The sequence below is a fragment of the Mesorhizobium sp. ESP-6-2 genome (assembly GCF_020164675.1).
GTDB lineage: Bacteria > Pseudomonadota > Alphaproteobacteria > Rhizobiales > Rhizobiaceae > Mesorhizobium.
The window spans coordinates 69,720-90,809 of record NZ_JAIUGT010000003.1 but is presented as its reverse complement, the minus strand read 5'-3'; the positions used below and the strand labels follow the sequence as shown (position 1 = coordinate 90,809).

General features: G+C 63.0%; 21 protein-coding genes. 10 read left to right on the top strand and 11 right to left on the bottom strand.

From position 1 onward, the window contains the following. Nucleotides 1-82: 82 nt before the first annotated feature. Nucleotides 83-715 (bottom strand): PAS domain-containing protein, encoded by a 633-nt coding sequence (locus LB532_RS09895; RefSeq protein WP_140637965.1) that lies wholly within the window; start codon nucleotides 713-715, stop codon nucleotides 83-85. Nucleotides 716-1,116: 401 nt separating this feature from the next. Here LB532_RS09895 and LB532_RS09890 point away from each other — a divergent pair, with 401 nt between their 5' ends. Together LB532_RS09890 and LB532_RS09885 are read left to right on the top strand one after the other, a co-directional pair. Beyond that, nucleotides 1,117-1,875, top strand: a complete 759-nt coding sequence (locus LB532_RS09890) for a rhomboid family intramembrane serine protease (protein WP_140637966.1) — start codon at nucleotides 1,117-1,119, stop codon at nucleotides 1,873-1,875. An 87-nt stretch (nucleotides 1,876-1,962) separates the two neighbouring features. Beyond that, nucleotides 1,963-2,394, top strand: coding sequence for a CBS domain-containing protein (locus tag LB532_RS09885; RefSeq protein ID WP_140493682.1), 432 nt, complete (start codon nucleotides 1,963-1,965; stop codon nucleotides 2,392-2,394). A 43-nt stretch (nucleotides 2,395-2,437) separates the two neighbouring features. On the opposite strand, the gene LB532_RS09880 is transcribed toward LB532_RS09885, so the two are convergent. Further along, nucleotides 2,438-2,695 carry a YjhX family toxin gene (locus LB532_RS09880; protein WP_140637967.1) on the bottom strand — a complete coding sequence of 86 codons (258 nt, stop codon included), beginning with the start codon at nucleotides 2,693-2,695 and terminating at the stop codon, nucleotides 2,438-2,440. 278 nt (nucleotides 2,696-2,973) lie between these two features. Between LB532_RS09880 and gatB the strand changes: the two genes are divergently transcribed. Beyond that, nucleotides 2,974-4,473: an Asp-tRNA(Asn)/Glu-tRNA(Gln) amidotransferase subunit GatB gene (gene gatB, locus LB532_RS09875; RefSeq protein ID WP_140637968.1), complete on the top strand. Its 1,500-nt coding sequence runs from the start codon at nucleotides 2,974-2,976 to the stop codon at nucleotides 4,471-4,473. 3 nt (nucleotides 4,474-4,476) lie between these two features. Then, the gene (locus LB532_RS09870; RefSeq protein ID WP_140637969.1) at nucleotides 4,477-4,971 is read left to right on the top strand and encodes a GNAT family N-acetyltransferase; all 495 of its coding nucleotides are present in this window, start codon (nucleotides 4,477-4,479) and stop codon (nucleotides 4,969-4,971) included. 57 nt (nucleotides 4,972-5,028) lie between these two features. On the opposite strand, the gene panC is transcribed toward LB532_RS09870, so the two are convergent. After that, nucleotides 5,029-5,880 carry a pantoate--beta-alanine ligase gene (gene panC, locus LB532_RS09865; RefSeq protein ID WP_140637970.1) on the bottom strand — a complete coding sequence of 284 codons (852 nt, stop codon included), beginning with the start codon at nucleotides 5,878-5,880 and terminating at the stop codon, nucleotides 5,029-5,031. Beyond that, nucleotides 5,877-6,719, bottom strand: coding sequence for a 3-methyl-2-oxobutanoate hydroxymethyltransferase (gene panB / locus LB532_RS09860; RefSeq protein ID WP_140637971.1), 843 nt, complete (start codon nucleotides 6,717-6,719; stop codon nucleotides 5,877-5,879). Before panB ends, panC begins: the two co-directional genes overlap by 4 nt. A gap of 232 nt (nucleotides 6,720-6,951) precedes the next feature. On the opposite strand from panB, the gene LB532_RS09855 reads away from it, so the two are divergent. The 3 genes from LB532_RS09855 to LB532_RS09845 all read left to right on the top strand — a co-directional run bounded on the left by LB532_RS09855 (nucleotide 6,952) and on the right by LB532_RS09845 (nucleotide 8,481). Next, nucleotides 6,952-7,350, top strand: a complete 399-nt coding sequence (locus LB532_RS09855) for an NADH:ubiquinone oxidoreductase subunit NDUFA12 (RefSeq protein ID WP_140548754.1) — start codon at nucleotides 6,952-6,954, stop codon at nucleotides 7,348-7,350. Between the two features lie 116 nt (nucleotides 7,351-7,466). Then, nucleotides 7,467-8,024, top strand: a complete 558-nt coding sequence (locus LB532_RS09850; protein ID WP_181169247.1) for a DUF2155 domain-containing protein — start codon at nucleotides 7,467-7,469, stop codon at nucleotides 8,022-8,024. Nucleotides 8,025-8,097: 73 nt separating this feature from the next. Next, complete coding sequence (locus LB532_RS09845; RefSeq protein ID WP_140637972.1) at nucleotides 8,098-8,481, top strand: hypothetical protein; 384 nt, start codon at nucleotides 8,098-8,100, stop codon at nucleotides 8,479-8,481. A gap of 12 nt (nucleotides 8,482-8,493) precedes the next feature. On the opposite strand, the gene aat is transcribed toward LB532_RS09845, so the two are convergent. The 6 genes from aat to LB532_RS09815 all read right to left on the bottom strand — a co-directional run bounded on the left by aat (nucleotide 8,494) and on the right by LB532_RS09815 (nucleotide 13,820). Then, the gene (aat, locus tag LB532_RS09840; RefSeq protein WP_140637973.1) at nucleotides 8,494-9,111 is read right to left on the bottom strand and encodes a leucyl/phenylalanyl-tRNA--protein transferase; all 618 of its coding nucleotides are present in this window, start codon (nucleotides 9,109-9,111) and stop codon (nucleotides 8,494-8,496) included. A gap of 29 nt (nucleotides 9,112-9,140) precedes the next feature. Beyond that, complete coding sequence (gene accC / locus LB532_RS09835; RefSeq protein ID WP_140493663.1) at nucleotides 9,141-10,484, bottom strand: acetyl-CoA carboxylase biotin carboxylase subunit; 1,344 nt, start codon at nucleotides 10,482-10,484, stop codon at nucleotides 9,141-9,143. A 10-nt stretch (nucleotides 10,485-10,494) separates the two neighbouring features. Next, entirely contained in the window at nucleotides 10,495-10,956 is a 462-nt protein-coding gene (gene accB / locus LB532_RS09830; RefSeq protein ID WP_140637974.1) for an acetyl-CoA carboxylase biotin carboxyl carrier protein, read from the bottom strand. A gap of 26 nt (nucleotides 10,957-10,982) precedes the next feature. After that, a complete protein-coding gene (gene aroQ, locus LB532_RS09825; RefSeq protein WP_140637975.1) occupies nucleotides 10,983-11,417 on the bottom strand; it encodes a type II 3-dehydroquinate dehydratase in 435 nt (144 codons plus the stop codon). A gap of 145 nt (nucleotides 11,418-11,562) precedes the next feature. Next, the gene (locus LB532_RS09820) at nucleotides 11,563-12,366 is read right to left on the bottom strand and encodes a DsbA family protein (RefSeq protein ID WP_140517637.1); all 804 of its coding nucleotides are present in this window, start codon (nucleotides 12,364-12,366) and stop codon (nucleotides 11,563-11,565) included. Between the two features lie 62 nt (nucleotides 12,367-12,428). Beyond that, the gene (locus LB532_RS09815; protein ID WP_140637976.1) at nucleotides 12,429-13,820 is read right to left on the bottom strand and encodes a M48 family metalloprotease; all 1,392 of its coding nucleotides are present in this window, start codon (nucleotides 13,818-13,820) and stop codon (nucleotides 12,429-12,431) included. 146 nt (nucleotides 13,821-13,966) lie between these two features. On the opposite strand from LB532_RS09815, the gene LB532_RS09810 reads away from it, so the two are divergent. Continuing rightward, the gene (locus LB532_RS09810) at nucleotides 13,967-15,115 is read left to right on the top strand and encodes a pyridoxal phosphate-dependent aminotransferase (protein WP_140637977.1); all 1,149 of its coding nucleotides are present in this window, start codon (nucleotides 13,967-13,969) and stop codon (nucleotides 15,113-15,115) included. 4 nt (nucleotides 15,116-15,119) lie between these two features. After that, nucleotides 15,120-16,049: a glutaminase gene (locus LB532_RS09805; RefSeq protein ID WP_140637978.1), complete on the top strand. Its 930-nt coding sequence runs from the start codon at nucleotides 15,120-15,122 to the stop codon at nucleotides 16,047-16,049. Nucleotides 16,050-16,142: 93 nt separating this feature from the next. Here LB532_RS09805 and LB532_RS09800 read toward each other — a convergent pair whose 3' ends face one another. Continuing rightward, nucleotides 16,143-19,091 (bottom strand): ribonuclease E/G, encoded by a 2,949-nt coding sequence (locus LB532_RS09800; RefSeq protein ID WP_140637979.1) that lies wholly within the window; start codon nucleotides 19,089-19,091, stop codon nucleotides 16,143-16,145. 653 nt (nucleotides 19,092-19,744) lie between these two features. Between LB532_RS09800 and LB532_RS09795 the strand changes: the two genes are divergently transcribed. Further along, nucleotides 19,745-20,995, top strand: a complete 1,251-nt coding sequence (locus LB532_RS09795; protein ID WP_140637980.1) for an N-acetylmuramoyl-L-alanine amidase — start codon at nucleotides 19,745-19,747, stop codon at nucleotides 20,993-20,995. The last annotated feature ends 95 nt before the right edge of the window (nucleotides 20,996-21,090 follow it).

The window sequence follows — 21,090 nt, the reverse complement described above, 5'->3', positions numbered from 1 at the left end:
ATGCCAGGGACTTCATCCCAGAACTACAGCAAAGCGGGTTAACAAAGGGGAAAAACGGGCCGGCGGGCTGTAGGATCGTCAACTATTCCTCGCGCCCGCCATCGAAGACGACGAGGTGGCGAATGCGGCGCGCGCGGCCGAGCGCCGAGATGGTTTCGGGCGCCTCCAGTTCGGCGGGAACAAGCGAGGGAACGTCGATCGCCGGGCGGCTGGCCAGCAGCTCTTTTTCCGGATCGATGACACGGATCGAATCGATCAAAGCGTCCGTGATCGGGTCGGCACCCAGCCAGAACGGCTTCTCCACAGCGCTGATCACGCCAAGGCAACGCGGGTTTTCGACGCCGCCATCCAGCGGCAAGGCAAGCAATTCGAATTTGTTGGAACGGCCGTTGCGGCTGAAGCCCTCGAATATGATCAGCACGACGGATTTCTGGTCGAACACGCCATGGATCAGCTTCGAAACCAGCCGCTGGTCCTTCTCGCGCCACAGCGAAGGGAAGGAGAACCCCTTGAGTTCGCGGCCGTAGGAGGCGCAGAGCCTTGTGCCGGCCAGCCGGAACACCGCTTGCCCACGTGTGTCCCTTTCCAGGATGAACGTGTCGGCCAGCAGCGACTTGATATCGGCCGGCTCTACTTCCGAGCGCTTCGGAGCAGGGCGTTCATCACGCAAGCGGTTCCAATACTGGAACAGCGTGATCGATCCGTTCTGGTTCATGCTAAGCAGCTCCGCGCATTCTGTCGTCTGATGTCCCATCGGTGAACAGAAGGGCGCCCTCCGATGACCTACATGCGTTGCGGAGCAGGAAGCGTGCCAGCGTCGTTAACACTTGTTCACGGGTCGGGGCCGTTAAGGTTAACAAGTGGTTTACGTTGCGCCCAGGCGAGCCGCGTGGCACACAAAAACCACTCCAGAAGCGGTCGTTTCGCGACGATCGGCAGCACTTCAGTCAAGAGTTCGGGGGAACAGGGGACTCGACAGCCGTTCAAGGGAAACCTTGGACGGCTTTCTTTTGATTCGGCACTTTTGATTCGCGCTCGGCGATTCGCCCTTTGTGGTCCGGCGGGCAGTGGTCTAGATGCTCGCAACAACGAATCCTGGACCGAGTGCTAGTGCGCATGAGTGAACCTGTAAGCCCACCGGAAATGGAACAGGCGGATCGCGAGCCCGAGCCGCGTCGCGAGCCGGTCTTCAACCTGCCGCCGATCGTGCTGGCGGTGATCGCCATTTGCGTGGCCGTCTACCTGTTGCAGCAATACGTGCTGAGTGATGCTCAGCAAATGACACTGCTTTACGACGGAGCCTTCATCCCTGTCCTCTACACCGGCCAATACGGCTTCGACTGGTTCCTGTTCACGCGGCCCTTCACATATGCCTTCATGCATGGTGGATTTGCCCATATCGCCATCAACATGGTCTGGCTCGCTGCCTTTGGCTCGCCGCTGGCCAATCGGCTCGGAGCGTTCTGGTTCGCGTTGTTCTTCGCCGCGACGGGACTGGCTTCAGTGGCGCTTTTCTGGGCCATGCATCCATATGGCGAAGCGCCGCTGGTCGGTGCTTCCGGTGCGATATCGGGCATGATGGGAGCGGCGGCACGCTTTGGCTTCCGTACGGATCGTTCGGCGGGCAAAGCCGCTTTCGCCGGCCCCGTGCTGCCGATCGCAATGGTGCTGCGCTCGCGTGGCGTGATGATCTTCCTTGCCGTTTGGATGGTGATCAATCTTGTCACCGGCCTTGTCGGCTTCGCCCCCGGCATCGACAGCCAGATCGCCTGGGAGGCTCACATTGGCGGCTTTGTCGCCGGCTTCTTCGGCTTGCGCTGGTTCGACAGACGTTGGCAGCCGCTCGACTGGGAGACGACCGACCACCGCACTTGAAATGCAACCGATCGCGGCGCACGATGTTCACTCTTACGTGAAAGCCGGTCAGGGCAGGAACCGGTTGGCAAAGTAGAGGAGGACGCCATGACGGTTAAGGCCATTCTCGAGCAAAAAGGCCACGACGTGTTGACGCTCGGGCCGAACGAAAAACTGAGCGAAGCCATCCGCATCCTTGCCGAACACAGGATCGGGGCGTTGGTCATCACCAATGGCGATCGCAAGATCGTCGGCATTCTCTCCGAGCGTGACATCGTGCGCGTCGTCGCCAGGGAAGGCGCTGCCGCGCTCGACATAGCCGTTCGTTCCGCGATGACGCCGAAAGTGAAGATCTGCAACGAGAACCACACCGTCAACGAGGTGATGGAGATCATGACCCGGGGCCGATTCCGCCATCTTCCGGTGGAAAAGGACGGCATGCTCGACGGCATCGTTTCGATCGGCGACGTGGTCAAGCGTCGTATCGAGGATGTCGAGCGCGAGGCTGAGGAAATCCGCGCCTATATCGCTACCGCCTGAGCGGCAAGCAACCGCCGGCCGCGCAACGGCCGGCGGGCGATAGCTACCTGTTGTCGAGTTCGGAGCGGACGAGTTGGAGTCCGCGCCGCGTGATGCGGTAGGGGCCGCCGTCCGATGACGAAACCGCCTTCTTGCGTTTCAGCTTCCGAAACAGGTCGAGATCGACGCCGGGGTAGTGCCAGCCGTCGCGGGTCAGGCATTTGACGGAGGCAATCCGTTTCTTGTCGCTCTTTTCGATCTCGATGCGCCCGCCCTGGGCGAGCAGGTGCAGAACGCGTTGTTCAATACGCGAAATATCCATGGGAGAGTTTTCCGGGAAAACAACAAAAGCCGCCGCCGCGAAGCTTCGCGGCACGGGGTTTCAGGTTTCTGCCCTGCCTCGCTACGAGGTCAGGGCCTTACCGGGACTGAGCGTAAGTGGACATCCACTCTCCATTGGGATGGATGGCCTATAGGCGAAAGCGGCGGAAAAGGCCAGCGGACGGCTTTACGCTTGTCTCGTGATGCGGTTTGCACTAGCGAAGTTGCAAATCAGAATGTGCATTAATGCAACTTCCATTATTCAGTTCGCAGGCCACAATGAGCATCATCGACACCCGCACGCCCGACGCGAAACGCCTGATCCCCGGCGCCACCGGCGACTGGGAAATCATCATCGGGCTCGAGGTCCATGCGCAGGTGACATCGGAAGCAAAACTGTTTTCCGGCGCTTCGACGTCGTTCGGCGCCGCCCCCAACGCCAATGTCAGCCTGGTCGACGCGGCAATGCCCGGCATGCTCCCCGTCATCAACGAGGAATGCGTCAAGCAGGCGATCCGTACCGGCCTCGGGCTGAAGGCGCAGATCAACCACAAGTCCGTTTTCGACCGGAAGAACTACTTCTACCCGGACCTGCCGCAGGGCTACCAGATCTCGCAGTTCAAGCAGCCGATCGTCGGCGAGGGCACGGTGATCATCTCCGTCGGTCCCGACCGCCAGGGCGAGTTCGAGGACATCGAGGTCGGCATCGAGCGCCTGCATCTGGAGCAGGACGCCGGCAAGTCGATGCACGACCAGCATCCGACCATGTCCTATGTCGATCTCAACCGCTCCGGCGTGGCGCTGATGGAAATCGTCTCCAAACCGGACATGCGTTCGGCCGACGAAGCCAAGGCCTATGTCACCAAGCTGCGCACCATCGTGCGCTATCTCGGCACCTGCGACGGCAATATGGACGAAGGCTCCATGCGCGCAGACGTCAATGTTTCGGTACGCCGGCCGGGCGGCGAATTCGGCACGCGCTGCGAGATCAAGAACGTCAATTCGATCCGCTTCATCGGCCAGGCGATCGACTTCGAGGCGCGCCGGCAGATCGCCATCATCGAGGATGGCGGCACGATCGACCAGGAAACGCGGCTGTTCGACGCCGTGAAGGGCGAAACCCGTTCGATGCGCACCAAGGAAGAGGCGCACGACTACCGCTATTTTCCCGATCCCGACCTGTTGCCGCTGGAGTTCGACCAGGCTTATGTCGAAGCGCTGGCCAAGGAATTGCCGGAACTGCCTGATGACAAGAAGGCGCGGTTGATCTCCTCGCTCGGCCTGTCGACTTACGATGCCTCGATCCTGGTGTCGGAAAAGCCGATCGCCGACTATTTCGAGAAGGCGGCCGCCGGCCGCGACGGCAAGCTCGCCGCCAATTGGGTCATCAACGACCTGCTCGGACAATTGAACAAAGCTGGCAAGGACATTGAAAACGCTCCGGTTTCGCCAGACCAGCTCGGCGCCATCATCGATCTGATCAAGGATGGCACCATCTCCGGCAAGATTGCCAAGGACCTGTTCGAGATCGTCTGGAACGAGGGCGGCGACCCGCGCCAGCTGGTTGAGAGCCGCGGCATGAAACAGGTTACCGACACCGGCGCTATCGAAAAGGCGGTGGACGAGGTGATCGCAGCCAACCCGGACAAGGTCGAGCAGGCGCGCGCCAAGCCGACCATGGCCGGCTGGTTCGTCGGCCAGGTGATGAAGGCGACCGGCGGCAAGGCCAACCCGCAAGCCGTCAATGACCTGGTCAAGGCCAAGCTGGGCATCGAGTAGGCTATGTTCGTGCGCACCGCCGGGGATCGCGACCTCGCCCCCATCCGGGCGCTGCTGGTCGAGACCTGGCATGCGACTTACGACGCCATCTACGGCGCCGAACGGGTGACAGAGATCACCGATGAGTGGCATTCGATCGCGTCGCTCACGGCGCGGCTGGCAAAGCCGAACAGCGAGTTCCTCGTCGCCGACGATGGCCAGCGCATTGGCGGCATGGCATTTGCCGAAGCGGTCGATAGCGGCGGCTTGATCATGCTGAAGCAGCTTTACGTGCAGCCCGGCCTGCAGGGCCGGGGCATCGGCGGCATGCTTCTCGACGAGATCATTGAAAGCTTCCCCGAGGCCCGCGCCATCCGGCTGGAAGTGGAAGAGAAGAACACGCGCGCAATTGCCTTCTACCAGGCGAACGGCTTCGTCCAGACCGGCCGCACCGACAATTGCGGTTCGGCCCATTCCGCTATCCCGGCGCTCGTCTATGAAAGGCTGCTTGCCGCATAGCGGCGGAGCTTTTCGGGTGCGCAATCCGGCGGTCGGATTCAGCGATCGAGCCGCGGCCTATCTGGTGGAGATATCCACATTGTCAATCAACCTGGTCTTGCCCAGCCAGGCGGCGGCGAGCAGGCGGCCCTCCTGTCCGCGGCGCCATGGCGCCAGCGTCCGGCTCTCGCGAGCTTCGACATAATCGACCTTCTGGAAACCGGCCGCGAGGAGGGCGCGGCTGGCTTCGCCTGTCGCGCCGTTCTGGTCGGCGCCGGCTGCCAGCGCCGCGGCTGCCTTGCGCAGGATCACGTTGAGCCGGCGGGCGATCTGGAGTTCGGCCTCGCCGAGATAGGCGTTACGCGATGACATGGCGAGGCCGTGCGCGTCGCGGATCGTCGGCGCGCCGATGATTTCGACGGGCAGGTCGAGGTCGCGGCAGAGCTGCCTGACGACGCACAATTGCTGATAATCCTTTTCGCCAAAGACCGCGACGTTGGGCGACGCCTGCAGGAGCAGCTTCGCCACGACGGTGGCGACGCCTTCGAAAAAAGTCGGTCGAAAATCCGATTCGAGCCCGGTGGAGGGACCGCCGACCGAGATTTTGGTGGCAAAGCCGGCAGGATACATCTCACCAACCCCAGGCGTGTAGGCAAGATCGGCTCCGGCCAAAGCGAGCTGGTCGAGATCGCGGGCGAGCTGACGTGGATATTTGTCGAGATCCTCGCTTGGCGCGAACTGCGTCGGGTTGACGAAGATCGAGACGACGCAGCGCTCGGCTCGTTCGAGCGCGATCCTGACCAGCGACAGGTGCCCTTCGTGCAAGGCGCCCATTGTCGGCACCATGGCGACGCGAAGGCCGTCGCGCCGCCAGTCGCGGATCCGCGCGCGAAGGCTGGCGACCGTGTCGACGACGAGGGGCCGGCTCATCGGTTGTCCTTGCCCAAGGTGGCCGAAAACACATTTTCGGGGCCGGGGAATGTCCTGTCTCGTACCTCGCTGGCGTAACGTGCGGCCGCATGCGAGACCACGCTGCGCAAATCGGCGTACTCCTTGACGAATTTCGGCACGCGATCGACGGTGAGCCCGACCATGTCGTCTATGACCAGGATCTGGCCGTCGCAAACGCCGCTGGCGCCAATGCCGATGGTCGGAATGGCGATGCGGTGGGTGATTTCGGCCGCGACCGCCTCGACCGTGCCCTCGATGACCACCGAAAAGGCGCCCGCTTCTTCGACGGCGCGCGCATCGGCAAATAGCGCTGCCGCATTCTCGTCGGTCCGGCCCTTGATCCTGTAGCCGCCATCCTTCTCGACGGATTGCGGCAGTAGGCCGATATGGCCCATGACCGCGATGCCGGCATCCACGACTGCGGCGATCTGCCGGGCCATACCGACGCCGCCCTCGAGTTTCACTGCCTGGCAGCCGGTTTCGCCAACGATACGCCGCGCCGAGGCCACCGCTTGGGCCGCCGAATCCTCATAGCTGCCGGCCGGCATGTCGACGACGACGCAAGCCTTGGCGGAGCCGCGCATCACCGCTTGCCCATGCGCGATCATCATCTCCAGCGAGGCGCCCAGCGTCGTTTTGTGGCCATGCAGGACCATTGCGACGCTGTCGCCGACCAGGAGCAGATCGACATGGTCGTCGAGCAGCCGGGCGATGGGGTAGGTATAGGCAGTGAGACAGACGATCGGCACGCCACGCTTGCGGCGGCGAATGGCATCGGCGCCGATGCGAATGTCGGCGGTCGGCGATTCCCTGGCCAATCGTCACCTCCCTCGGCCAATGGTCGGCAGGATACCCGCACGGGGCGCGCGCGCAGAGCTTTAGAAAGGCTGAGGGTGCTTGGCAAGCGCCATAGGCGCCGGCAATGCATCACCGGCTTGTGTCGCCTTACCGGCGCGCCATTTGCGCCCTCTTGGCGGCAAGCCCCTTGCCTTCACGAAGGGCTGACGCCATAAGCAGGAAACGGGCGCCATCGGCGCGAGGGTTTTGAAGATGAAGACTTTCCTTACGCAGTTTTTCACCTGGTGGAACGGCCAGACGCTTGGCACGCGCCTGCACACCTGGCGCTACGGCAGGAAGGTCGGGCAGGACGAGGTGGGCAACGTCTACTACGAAGGCGGTGTCGATTCCGAAGGACGCACGCGCCGCTGGGTCATCTATCGCGATTATTCCGAGGCTTCTTCTATCCCGCCCGGCTGGCACGGCTGGATCCATCACCGCGTCGACGTCGCGCCGCCGAGCGACGATTACAAGCCGCGCGACTGGCAGAAGCCGCATCAACCGAACCTGACCGGCTCGCCCTCGGCCTATCGTCCGAAGGGCTCGGTGCTGACCAACCAGCACCGTCCGCAGGTCACCGGCGACTACGACGCCTGGACGCCCGGATCGTAAGCGGGCGTCGGTCCTTTATCGCCACAATTGGTGTTTAGCTGCTTGCTGATCAAAAAACGGCGACTAGCCTTTGTGATAAAGAGAATCACCCGGGCGCTAACCACCGGTATCCCTGCATGAGCATTTCCAGCCTGACATCGATGGGCGCACTGATGGTAGCCGCCGGGCTCACCGTTAGCACCGCAGCACTTGCCGCTTCGGCAGAGCCGGCCGCACCCGCGCCGGCGCCGGGGTCGGATCGAATCACCAACCCGGTCGCCGAATTCGCCGGCATCGACAAGATCACCGGCCGTATCATCACCTTCGACGTCTATATCGACGAGACGGTGCAGTTCGGTGCTTTGCAGGTGACGCCGCGCGTCTGCTACTCCCGGCCGCAGAACGAGGAGCCGAAGACCGATTCCTTTGTCGAAGTCGACGAGATCACGCTCGACCGCAAGATCCGCCGCATCTTCACTGGCTGGATGTTTGCCGAAAGCCCTGGTCTCAATGCCGTCGAGCATGCCGTCTATGACGTCTGGCTGAAGGCCTGCAAGCAGAAGTCGGATGTGCCAGCGCCCGATGCGGCCAAGACCGATGGGGCCAAGCCCGATACAGCCCAGCCGAATGCCACGGCCGCTCCGGCTGCGGCCGAACCGGAAGCCACGGAACCGCCTACGACCAGCACCAACTGATCCTTCGGAACCGCGCTGACGGCAATGCGTTGGGCGTTGACGGCCATACGATGCGCGCCGGGAGGATTTTCCGATGTCTGCCAGAAAGCGGATCACCGCCAGCATCAAGGAACTGCTTGAGCTCGAAAAGGGCTTCTGGACAGGCGATTCGGCATTTTTCGCGGCCAATGCCGACACCGAGTGCCTGGTGGCATTTCCGCGGATGGCCCAGACCATGAGCAATGCCGATCTCGCCGAAACCGCCGCCGATCCCAAGCGATGGCGTGATCTCGAGATCGATCTCAAGGGCGTGGTCGAACCAGGCAGCGACATCGTCATCCTGGCCTATGAAGTGCATGCCGTGAGGGGCAATGGCGAAGCCTACGCGGCGCTGGTCAGCACCGGCTATGTCCATCGCGTCAACGGCTGGAAGATGATGTTCCATTCGCAGGCTCCGCTGGAAACGAAGGTCCGCTGACGGGCTGGATCATCAGGGGAAAAACACCGCTTCACCCTTCAGCGCGTCGGCCAGCATCTTCTCGTATTTGCCGCGCGGCACGTCGATTGCGCCGAAGCGCTTGAGGTGTTCGGTGGTGAACTGCGTGTCGAGCAGCGCGAAACCGCGCGCCCGCAGGCGTTCGACGAGATGCACAAGGCAAATCTTCGAAGCGTCCGTTTCCCGGGAAAACATGCTTTCGCCGAAGAACACCCGCCCCAGCGAGACACCGTAGAGGCCGCCGACCAGCCGCTCCTCGCGCCAGGCCTCGACAGAATGGCAATGGCCGATGCGATGCAATTGCACATAGGCCTCGCGGATCGGCGCGTTGATCCAGGTGGAACGGCGCTCCTCGCGCCTTTCGGCGCAGCCATCGATCGTCGCCTCGAAATCGAAGTCGAAACGGATGTCGAAGAGGTTTCGCCGAATCGCCTTCTTAAGACTTTTCGGTGCGTGGAAGCGGTCGAGCGGGATGATGCCGCGCGTTTCCGGCCGCACCCAGAACACTTCCGGGTCGGCGGCACTTTCGGCCATCGGGAAGACGCCCGAGGCGTAGGCCTTGAGCAGAAGGTCGGTCGGGATACGATAGCCTGGCGCGTAAGGGCGGGTCATCGCTTCATTATAGCGGCAAGTCGGGGGGGCTATTCGCCTTTGGCCAGATATTTTTCCAGCCAGTGGATGTCATAGTCGCCATTGGCGATGTCGGCGTTGCCGACGAGGTCGCGAAACAGCGGCAACGTCGTTTTGATTCCGTCGACGACGAATTCGTCCAGCGCCCGGCGCAGCCGCATCATGCATTCGACGCGGTTGCGCCCGTGCACGATCAGCTTGCCGATCAGGCTGTCGTAGTAGGGCGGGATCTTGTATCCGGAATAGACGCCGGAATCGACGCGGATGCCAAGACCGCCTGGCGTGTGGAAATGGGTGATCGTGCCGGGCGAGGGCGTGAAGGTGCGCGGATCCTCTGCATTGATGCGGCACTCGATGGCATGGCCCTGGAAGCGGATGTCTTCCTGCTTGACCGAAAGACCGCCGCCCGAGGCGACACGGATCTGCTCATGCACCAGATCGATGCCGGTGATAGCCTCCGTCACCGGATGCTCCACCTGCAGGCGCGTGTTCATCTCGATGAAATAGAACTCGCCATTCTCGTAGAGGAACTCGATCGTGCCGGCGCCGGAATAGCCGAGGTCGGCGATGGCGTTGGCGCAGATATCGCCGATGCGCGAGCGTTCCTCGGCGTTGAGGGCGGGTGAGTTGGCCTCTTCCCAGACTTTCTGGTGGCGGCGCTGCAAGGAGCAGTCGCGCTCGCCGAAATGCACGCCCCGGCCAAAGCCGTCGCCGAACACCTGAACCTCGATATGACGCGGCTTTTGCAGGTACTTTTCGATATAGACGGCGTCATCGCCGAAGGCCGCGCCCGCTTCCGAGCGGGCCGTCTGCAAGGCGACTTCGAGGTCGGCCTCGGTATGCGCCACTTTCATGCCGCGTCCGCCGCCGCCGGCCGACGCCTTGATGATTACGGGATAGCCGATCTCCGCGGCGATGCGCTTGGCCTCCTTTTCCTCGGTCACCGCACCGTCGGAGCCGGGAACCACCGGAATGCCAAGGCGTTTGGCGGTGCGCTTGGCTTCGATCTTGTCGCCCATGATGCGGATATGGTCACCGGTCGGACCGATAAAGGTAATGTTATGCGCTGCCAATATGTCGGAAAACTTGGCGTTCTCCGACAGGAAACCGTAGCCGGGATGCACGGCGTCGGCGCCGGTGATCTCGCAGGCGGCGACGATCTGGTGGATATTGAGGTAGCTGTCGCGCGATGGCGGTGGCCCGATGCATACGCTCTCGTCGGCGAGCCGAACATGCATGGCGTCGGCGTCGGCGGTCGAGTGCACCACCACCGTCTGGATGCCAAGCTCCTTGCAGGCGCGCAGCACCCGAAGCGCGATTTCGCCGCGATTGGCGATGAGAATCTTCTGGAACATTAGGGCCGCTCTACTCGATCACGACGAGCGGCATGCCGTATTCGACCGGCTGTGCGTCCTCGAACAGGATCGCCGTCACCGTGCCGGCGCGCGGCGAGGGGATCTGGTTCATCGTCTTCATCGCTTCGATGATCAGCAGCGTCTGCCCTTCCTTGACGTTCTGGCCGATCTCGATGAACGGCTTGGCATCCGGCGAGGGCGCCAGGTAGGCGGTGCCGACCATGGGAGAGGCCACGGCGTTTTTCGACACGTCGGCGGCGGCCGGAACGGCTGCGGTGGCAGGTTGGGCCGCCGGCGCCGGCGCGAAGGCCGGCTGCGGCGCAGCTATCGCGTGAACGGCCGGCGCCTGTCGAGACACGCGCACCTTCAGGTCGCCCAGCTCGACTTCGATCTCGGTGAGATTGGTGTCGTTCAGTATGCCCGCCAGGTCGCGGATCAGCTGCTGGTCAACACCGTTCTTCTTTATCGACATTTTCGAGCCTTCTGTTTGTTGGCCGGTCATAGGCGTGCGGCCAGCGCCTGCAGCGCCAGCGTGTAGCCGAGCGGCCCAAAGCCACAGATCATGCCGACAGCGACCGGCGCGACCATGGAGACGTGGCGGAATGATTCCCGCGCATGGATGTTGGAAAGATGGACCTCGGCGACCGGCAGCGGCGCCACGGAACGGATGGCGTCGTGGATCGCGATAGAGGTGTGGCTATAGGCGCCGGGATTGATGACGATGCCGGCGGCCTTGTCGCCCGCTTCCTGGATCCAGTCGACGAGGTCGCCCTCGTGGTTCGACTGGCGGAAGTCGATTTCGAGCCCGAGCGCCGTGCCCGCCTCTCTGCAGTCCTCCGCTATGGCGGCAAGCGTCTTGCCGCCATAGATGCCAGGCTCGCGCTTGCCGAGCGCGTTGAGATTGGGACCGTTCAGGACGAAAACCGTTTTCAAAAAATGCTGACCTTTCCCGGCACCGGCGTACAACCGGCGTTGGGCCCTCTATAATGGGCATAGACGCCCGCGGAAAGAGCGCAAGTGCGTTCTTTCACTGTCCACAACAGGCGGAAATGCGCCCGTGAAGAAAACCCGCGGCCGATCAAAGCGCGGCTTTCGCCGCCTCGATCTTCTCCGCCAGGACTTCCTGTCCGAGCGCCCCGAACACGACCTCGTTGCCGACGACGTAGGACGGCGTTCCGGTGATCGCCAGTTTGTTGGCGAGATCGTAGGTCTTGGAGAAGGCTTCGGTGATGGACGGGTCCTTCATCTTTTCACGCAGCGTCGCTTCGTCGGCGCCGAGCGAAAGCGCGACCTTAATCGCCGCCGCCTCGGTGGCGCGTCCCTGGCCGCCGAGCAGCGCATTGTGGAACTCGCCATACTTCTGCGGCATCATCAGGTGGAAGGCCATCGAGACGACGCTGGCCTTCTGCGAATCCGGGCCGAGGATCGGGAACTCCTTGAGCACGAAACGCAGGTCCGGATCGGCCTTGGTCAGCGCCTGCATGTCTTCGATGGCGCGTTTGCAGAAGCCGCAATTGTAGTCGTAGAACTCGACGATCGTGACCTTGCCGTTCGGGTTTCCGACCACGCCGTCGAAGGAGGAGTTGAAGATCTGCTCCTTGGCGCCCTTGATGACGCCGAGATGGGCAATGCGCTGCTCTTCCTTCTGCTTGGCCTCGAGTGCATCCTGGACTTCCAGCAGCACTTCCGGATTCTTCAGGAGATAATCGCGGATGATGCCTTCGACCTCGGTGCGGTCGATCTTGGTATCGGCCGCGGCCGTCTGAAGCGGTTGCGCCGCACCGGCTTCCGCGATTTGCGGGCTGCCGGCCACAAAACCGAACGCCAGCATGGCAAGGGCTATCGCAACTCCCGTGGTGCCCAGCAACAGTGCCTTTTTCATCGTTCCGTTCCTTTGCCTGTTTTCCGGTCTGGCTGCGTCGCAGCGCACGGCCGGAAGGTTCATTATACCTTGCCCGACGGCTTGTAGTTTATGATGTCCTGGGCGCGAATCCATCGCGGCTCGCCGCGTTTGAGTTGCTGCTGCGCTCGCATGGCGAAGATCTTCGCATCCTTGTAGTTACCGGAATAGAAATGACCCTCGGCCGTGGCGAGCTCGGCGCCCGGTATGTCTCCTAATTCGCCATAGGCCTGCGCCAGATAGCGGTATCCCACGGAATTTTCCTTATCGCGTCGCAAGCCGTTGTTGATCTGCACCACGGCCTTTTTCAGAGCGTCTGGGGTGCCCGTCGCCATCAACGCCTGGCCGAGCGAAACCGGCAGCAATCCAGATCGCGCCTTGTCGAGGTTGACTGCCTTGGCGTAGGCGTCGGCAGCTTCCTTGGGCTTGTTCGCCTTCATCAATATATCGCCGCGCAATTCCTGGAAATAAGCGTTGCCGGGCTGGGCCTTGATCAAGGCGTTGGTCTTGGCGAGTGCGGTGGCGATGTTGCCGAAAAGATAGGCCGATTGGGCCTCGCCATACTGCGCGGCAAGGCTGCCCTGCATCTTTCGCATCAGCCGCGACGCGGCGGCCTGGCCTTCCATGTAGACAGCGATCTTCACCCGCATCATGTCGTGGCGCAATTGCAGGGCCGGCGCATCGACCTTGTCGAGATAGGGGCTCTGCTTGACCAGCACTTCGAGGTTGGAGATTCGATCGCGCGGCATCGGATGGCTGATCCGGTAGGGATCGACCTGCGCGCCCGACAGCGACAAGGCCGTCTGGAAACGCTGAAATGTCTTCAGCATGCCCATGCCGGACTGGCCGGTGGCGTTGAGATAGGTGATCGCCGAGCGGTCGGCCGTCATTTCCTCGGTGCGCTGATAGGCGAGAATGCTGCGCTGCGCCATCTCGCCGCCGCCAGCCGCCACGCCCACGCCGGCGCCGGCAAGTCCGCGGCTGTTGGTGGTCGCCCCGGCGACCATGGCGCCGGCGCCCAGCAAGGTCGCGATGATGGCCATCGTTTTGGCGCGCTCGAGCTGGTCACGCAGTTTCTGCTGGTGGCCGCCGGCGATGTGGCCGGCCTCGTGAGCGATGACGCCGATGATCTCGTTGGGCGTTTCGGCTTCCATCAAGGCGCCCGTGTTGATGAACAGCCGGCGTCCGGTGACGAAGGCATTGAAGCTCTGGTCGTTGACCAGGACGATGTCGATGCCGTCATTCGCCAGACCGGCGGCCTTGAAGATCGGGCGGGCGTAATCGCGCACCAGCGCCTCGATCTCGGCATCGCGCACGACCGGCACGTTCTGGGCGAAGGCGCTGATGGAACCAGACACCGCGACGGCGACGCCAAGCGAAAGCGTCGCAACGACGCGCGCTGCCCGGGCAACCATCGATTTGGGTCGGCTCAACATGACGTGTCCACTGGTAGACGAGCGGGCGAAAGATGAAAAGTCGGCACCGGAAAAACTTCCTCAACTTGTGATCCTCACACCAATCGGGCATTTGTGCGGCGCATGCGCCAGGACGTGGCGCGCTCAATCGCCGGATCGAGGTCAAAATGGTCGTTTCGCTCTCACGCCGTGGCAATGTCGAACCCTTCCACGCCATGGATGTGCTGGCCGAGGCGAACCGGCTGAGAGCGACGGGCGCGCCGGTCATTTCCATGGCCGTCGGCCAGCCGTCCGATCCGGCTCCGGCCCGCGTTCGTGCCGCGGCGGCCAGGGCTTTGCAGGACGGGCGTATTGGCTATACCGATGCTCTGGGCCTGGCTGGATTGCGCAAGGCGATCGCGGAACACTATGGGGATCACTATGGGCTTGAGGTCGCGCCCGACCGGATCGCGGTCACCACGGGATCCTCGGCCGCCTTCAATCTCGCTTTCCTGGCAATGTTCGATCCCGGCGACCGCGTCGCCATCGCAGCGCCGGGCTACCCCGCTTATCGCAACATCATGGCGGCGCTGGGCATCGAAGTGATCGAGATAGAGCTCGGCGATGCAGCCTATCTTCATGCCGCTCACCTGGAGACCGCGCATAGCGAAAAACCGCTCAAGGGCGTGCTGTTCGCAAGCCCCGCCAACCCAACCGGCGCGGTCATTCCGGCCGATGATCTCGCGGACCTGGTCCGGACGGCGGAGGCGCTCGGCATTGCCGTCATCTCCGACGAGATCTACCACCGGCTGGCCTATACGGCGCCCGACACCACGGCACTCGCCTTTGGCACCGGTGTCACGGCGATCAACTCCTTCTCGAAATACTATTGCATGACCGGCTGGCGCATCGGCTGGATGGTGCTGCCGGAAGCGCTGGTGCGGCCCATCGAGCGCATTGCGCAGAGCCTCTACATCTCGCCGCCGGAACTGTCGCAGGTCGCCGCAATCGAGGCCTTTGCCGCTACCGAGGAGCTGGAAGCGGTCAAGGGTCGCTATGTTTGGAACCGCGAGCTCCTGATGACGCGTCTGCCGGAGCTCGGCTTTCCGCTGGCCGCACCGATGGATGGCGCCTTCTATGCCTTTTGCGACGTCACCCGGCACAGCAATGACAGCATGGCTTTCGCCCGCAAGATGCTGGCCGAGGCGCATGTCGCGGCCACGCCCGGCCGTGATTTCGACACCCAGGCCGGGCACCGCACCATGCGTTTTTCCTATGCCGGCAGCCATGACGACATGGTCGAGGCATTGGCGCGCATCGAACGCTGGCTGAGGTAGATCCATGCCGGAACTCGAGCAGGCCCTGGCCGAAGTCGCGGCCGAAATGGCCGAACGCACCGATCGCGGCGAGGTCGCCACCTATATCCCGCAACTCGGCAAGGTTGATCCCAAGAAATTCGGCATCGCAGCCGTCACCAATGACGGCCGCGTGCTGATGGCGGGCGACGCCGACCAGCCCTTTTCGATCCAGAGCATCTCGAAAGTGTTCACCTTGACGCTGGCGCTGGGCAATGTCGGCGATGCGCTGTGGAAAAGGGTGGGGCGCGAACCCTCGGGCAACCCGTTCAACTCGATCATGCAGCTCGAGCATGAGAACGGCATTCCGCGCAATCCCTTCATCAATGCCGGCGCCATCGTCATTTCCGACATCCTGCTTGCCGGTCATCAGCCGCGCGAGGCGATCGGCGAGATCCTGCGCTTCATCCAGTTCCTCGCCGACGACGAGACCATCATCATCGACCGCGAGGTCGCGGCGTCGGAGCGCGCCACCGGCTATCGCAACTTCGCGCTCGCCAACTACATGAAATCCTTCGGCAATCTTCATCATGCGCCGGAGCTGGCGCTCGGCGTCTATTTCCACCATTGCGCCATCGCCATGAGCTGCCGGCAGTTGGCGATGGCCGGCCGGTTCCTCGCCAATGGCGGCAAGAATCCGGCGACCGGACATTCCGTGGTGTCGGTCGAGCGGGCACGCCGCATCGGCGCCATGATGCTGACCTGCGGCCACTATGACGGCTCCGGTGATTTTGCCTTCCGCGTCGGCATTCCGGGCAAGAGCGGCGTCGGCGGCGGCATATTGGGCATCGTGCCCGGCGTCGCCTCGCTCGCCGTCTGGTCGCCCGGCCTCAACGCCAACGGCAATTCCAAGCTGGGCTCGATCGCCCTGGAAAAGCTCGCCAGGATGATGAACTGGTCGATCTTCGCGCCGTAACGTTCCGGCAAACCGGATCTGAAAAATCCCGCGCCGTCTTTCGACCGCGCGGGATTTTTTTTATTCAGGAAATCAGTTCAAAGAGCTGAAATCTCAGAAGAAACCTTTCCGCTGCCACCAGCCGGCGCGCTTCGGCTTCTCTTCGGTCTTGGTTTCCGGCTCTTCGGCGACGGTCGAGGAAACCACCGGCACGACCGGCGCATCGATGGCCGCCGGCTTGCGTCGTGACGGACGGGCCTTCGGTGTGTCCTCGGCGGTCGTCGCCGCTGCCTCGTCCGATGCCGTGGCTGGCGTCTCGGCGGGTGCCGGAACGGCCAGTTCAGCGATCGGCTCCTCGGCGACGGCCTCGGCGGCTGCCTTCTTCGGCTTGGCTACACGCCGCGGCTTCTTGGGCTTCTCGGCGGTCGTCGCCTCGTCGCTCACCGGAGCCACCGGCTCTTCCGCAGCCACGACGGCTACCGGCTCGATCACAGGCTCGCTTTCGGAAGCATCGATCCCGGAAGGCTCGGTCGCTTCATCGACGCTTGCCTCGGCCTCGCCTTCGCCGTCCTCGCGCCGGTTGCGCTTGCCGCCACGCTTGCCGCGGCGACGCTTCTTGCCCTGGCCTTCGTCGGATGCTTCCGCCGTTTCGGCAGTTCCGGCCGCGGGGACCGGGGCCTCGTCGCCGGCTTCCGCCTCGTCACGGCTCACTGGGCCTTCCGATGTGGACAACTCGTCGGCCTGCGCGGACACGGAAGCACCGTCGATGTGGCCATGATCGCGATCGCGATCCTTGCCACCGCGGCGTCTGCGACGCTTGCGGCGCTTGCGGTCGCGGCCTTCGCCCTCTTCGCCGGGCCTCTGCTGGTGCTGGCCTTGCTGAGGCTGACGCGGCTGTTCGGCTTGGGCCGGTGCTTCTTCTTCCTCGTCGGCGAGGATCTCATCCTCGGGCTCTTCCGGTTCGACATAGGCCGGCAGGGTGCGCGCTTCGACGAAGCCTTCCGGCTTTTCGGCCAGCGCGCCGCGGAAGATCGCATAATGCTGCGAACCGACCGTGTCGTCGGCCTCAAGCGTGATGGTCAGCCCGAAGCGGCTTTCCAGTTCCACCAGCGTGCCGCGCTTGTGGTTGAGCACATAAAGTGCGGTCGCCGCAGGCGTGCGAACCGTGATGTGGCTGCGCGAATCCTTGAGCAGGAACTCCTCGATCGCCCTGACCACCATCAGAGCGACAGACGAATCGGAGCGCACATGGCCGGTGCCGCCGCAATGCGGGCAAGGCTTCATGGTCGATTCCAGCACGCTGGCGCGGATGCGCTGGCGCGACATCTCCATCAGGCCAAAATGCGAGATGCGGCCGACCTGGATGCGCGCGCGATCGTTCTTGAGGTGATCCTTCAACCGCTTCTCGACGGCGCGGTTGTTGCGGTTCTCCTCCATGTCGATGAAGTCGATGACGATCAGGCCGGCAAGGTCGCGCAGCCTGAGCTGGCGGGCGACTTCCTCCGCTGCTTCCAGATTGGTGTGGAGCGCGGTGTCCTCGATCGAGTGCTCCTTGGTCGAGCGGCCCGAGTTGACGTCGATGGCGACCAACGCCTCGGTCTGGTTGATGATGATGTAGCCGCCGCTCTTCAGCGTCACTTGCGGCTGCAGCATGCGGTCAAGCTGCGCCTCGATGCCATTGCGCACGAAGATCGGCGTCGTATCGCGGAACGGCTGAACCACCTTGGCGTGGCTCGGCATCAGCATGCGCATGAAGTCCTTTGCCTCGCGGTAGCCCTCTTCGCCGGAGACGAGGATCTCATCGATGTCCTTGTTGTAGAGGTCGCGCACCGAACGCTTGATCAGGCTGCCTTCCTCGTAGACGAGGGCAGGGGCCGTGGACTGGAGCGTGAGATTGCGCACGTTCTCCCAAAGCCGCATCAGATATTCATAATCGCGCTTGATCTCGGCCTTGGTGCGGCTCTCGCCGGCGGTGCGCAGGATGACGCCCATGCCTTGGGGCACTTCGAGATCGGCGACCACTTCCTTGAGGCGCTTGCGGTCGACGGCACTGGTGATCTTGCGCGAAATTCCCCCGCCGCGCGCCGTGTTCGGCATCAGCACGGAATAGCGGCCGGCAAGCGACAGATAGGTGGTGAGCGCTGCGCCCTTGTTGCCGCGCTCTTCCTTGACGACCTGCACCAGCAGGATCTGGCGGCGTTTGATCACTTCCTGGATCTTGTACTGGCGGCGCATCGGCTTACGGCGGTTGCGCGCTTCCTCCAGGGCATCCTCGGCGCCGACCGATTCGACCTCGTGATCGTCCGGATGCGAAGACTGAACCTCTTCCAGCATGCCGCGATCATCGTCGCTGGATTCACTGCCCTGTTCCGTCTGCGGGACGGGTTCGGAAATCACATCGGCGTCGACGGAGGCGGCGATCGACGTCGGGCCGCCCTCGCGGGTCTCGCCTTCGTTCTGTCCGGAAGATTCGTCACTCTGCTCGGAGGAGGCTTCGCCATGATTGGATGCATCCGCGGCCTGTTCCGGGGCATCGGCCGCATGTTCGATGGTTTCCGAACCGCGGGAAGTGTTCTCTGAGACGGCGTCGTTGCCATTGGCGTCGTCGCCTGCCTCGCCGGCCGTTTCGGATGCCTCGTCGGCATCGGTCCCGCTCGCATCGCGCTTGTGTTCTGCGCGGTCGCGGCCCTTGCCGCCGCGCCGGCGTCCGCGCCGGCCGCGATCGCGGCTCTGGCGGTCGTCGCCTTCGCCGTCCTCATCGTCCTCGTCCTCGGCTTCCTGCGCTTCAGCGCGCAGCAGCGCCTGACGGTCGGCGACGGGGATCTGGTAGTAGTCGGGGTGTATTTCACTGAAGGCGAGGAAACCGTGACGGTTGCCGCCATATTCGACAAAGGCTGCCTGAAGGGAGGGTTCGACGCGCGTTACGCGGGCGAGATAGATGTTTCCTTTGAGCTGCTTCTTGTCCTGTGATTCAAAGTCGAATTCTTCGATACGATTACCGCGTACGACGACAACGCGTGTTTCCTCCGGGTGGGAGGCGTCTATCAGCATTTTGTTGGGCATTATTATTTCGTTTCCCCCCGGCAGCCGTCAGCCGCAGCTTGCGGCGCAAGGGCCGCTGCTGTGTGTCTGGATGAATGTGGGTGCCGGATGTCTGAATGTCCGCCGGACGGTGCCTGCGCGCCATGGCGGTGCCGCCCGCAGCCATATTGGCGCGGTTTGATGCGGACCTTTCCATGATTGCGCTTGAAGCCATCGTCACCAGCAGAACCTTTTGAACCAAAGCCCGGAAACCGGACCAGCTTGTTTGCTCATACAGAGCCGGCGCGGGACAAACCCGGCCGTTTTCCTCACGCAGGCGATTCCCCCGCCACGGGCGCACACCTGCGAAATTCGTCGCGATCACCTGAACCCTTCTCGCATGGAGCGAAAGGAGCCGCCTTTCGTCTCACCTGTAGCGGGAAGCTGCGGAGGAGGGCGGTTCCAGGATTGCAGTGATCCACTATCGCTTTTATGATTTGGCGGGTTGGAAGGCAACCCCGATTTCCGACGCCGGCAAAAGCGGTTCCGCCACGTAAGCACGAGTCCGGGCCTCGCGTGAAAAGGCTTGGTTAACCTTCTCTGGATACCAATCGTTAATCGAGTTCGCGGCCTAACCGGCACTTCGACCACATGACCGGGCGCCTTGGCGCCAAACCGGGAGCGACTGCAAAGAGATGGGACTGGCAGGCTTCACAGACAAGGGCAGTCGTGCCGGCGGCCGTTTGCTCGCGATCTTCTGCCTCCTTCTGTCGATGACCATCTCGTTGGTTGCCAACGCCGCCGATGCCCCGCTCACGGCAACCGGTTACAAGATGGCGGGCGATGCCACCAAGATGCGCATCGTCATGAATTTCGACCGTGAGCCCGACGTCAAATGGTTCCTCTTGCGCGGGCCCAATCGTCTGGTCATCGATCTGGCGAATACGAAGTTGGCCATCGATGCCAAGGATTTGAAGCCACGCGGGCTGGTCAAGGGCGTGCGCCTGGGTGAGTTGGAGGCAGGCGTGTCGCGGCTGGTTCTCACCGGCAAGGGGCCGTTCGCGGTCGACAAGCTCGACGTGCTCAAGAACGAGGACGGCGTGGGCTACCGCATCGCCATCGACATGTCGGCGGCCTCCGAACGCGAGTTCGACACTGCCCTTGCCAATCAGGCGCTGACCACCGGTTCCACGGTTTCGACAGACAAGGGCGGGCGGGTCGGTACCGGGCCGGTCTCCAATCCGGGCCATCGCTTCACCGTCGTCATCGATCCGGGCCATGGCGGCGTCGATGGCGGTGCCGAGGGCCTGAACGGCACCGTCGAAAAGAACGTCACGCTGGCTTTCGCCACGGAACTGCGCGACAAGCTCGCCGCCGTCGGCAGATACGATGTCTTCATGACGCGCGACACCGACGAATATTTGCGGCTGGACGACCGCGTGCGCATCGCTCGCCAGCATGAGGCCGACCTGCTCATCTCCATCCATGCCGACACTATCAGCCTCAAGGGTATCCGGGGCGCGACCGTCTATACCGTTTCCGACAAGGCTTCGGATCCGGAAGCACAGGCGCTTGCCGATCGTGAAAATCTCTCCGACCAGTTCGCCGGCATGGAGATCAAGGACGACAACAAGGAAGTTACCGATATCCTGATCGACCTGATCCGCCGCGAGACTCACACCTTCTCGATGAGTTTCGCCCACACACTGGTCGGCCAACTGTCGACCAGTGTCGGCCTCATCAACAATCCCCAGCGTTCCGCGGGATTCAAGGTGCTGAAAGCGCCTGACGTCCCGTCCGTGCTGGTCGAACTCGGCTATCTCTCGAATGCCAAGGACGAGGCGCAACTGCTCAACGCCGACTGGCGCGGCAAGGCGGCGCAAAGCATCACCAACGCCGTCGCGCTGTTCGCTTCAGCGCGTGCCGGAACGGGAACCGGGGGCTGAAATGCCTGACGACGCCTGCAACCACAGGCAGCGTTGCGCGGCGACAACACCCGACGCTTTTATTTCCGCCCCACAGCCGCGAAATCCGACCTTGC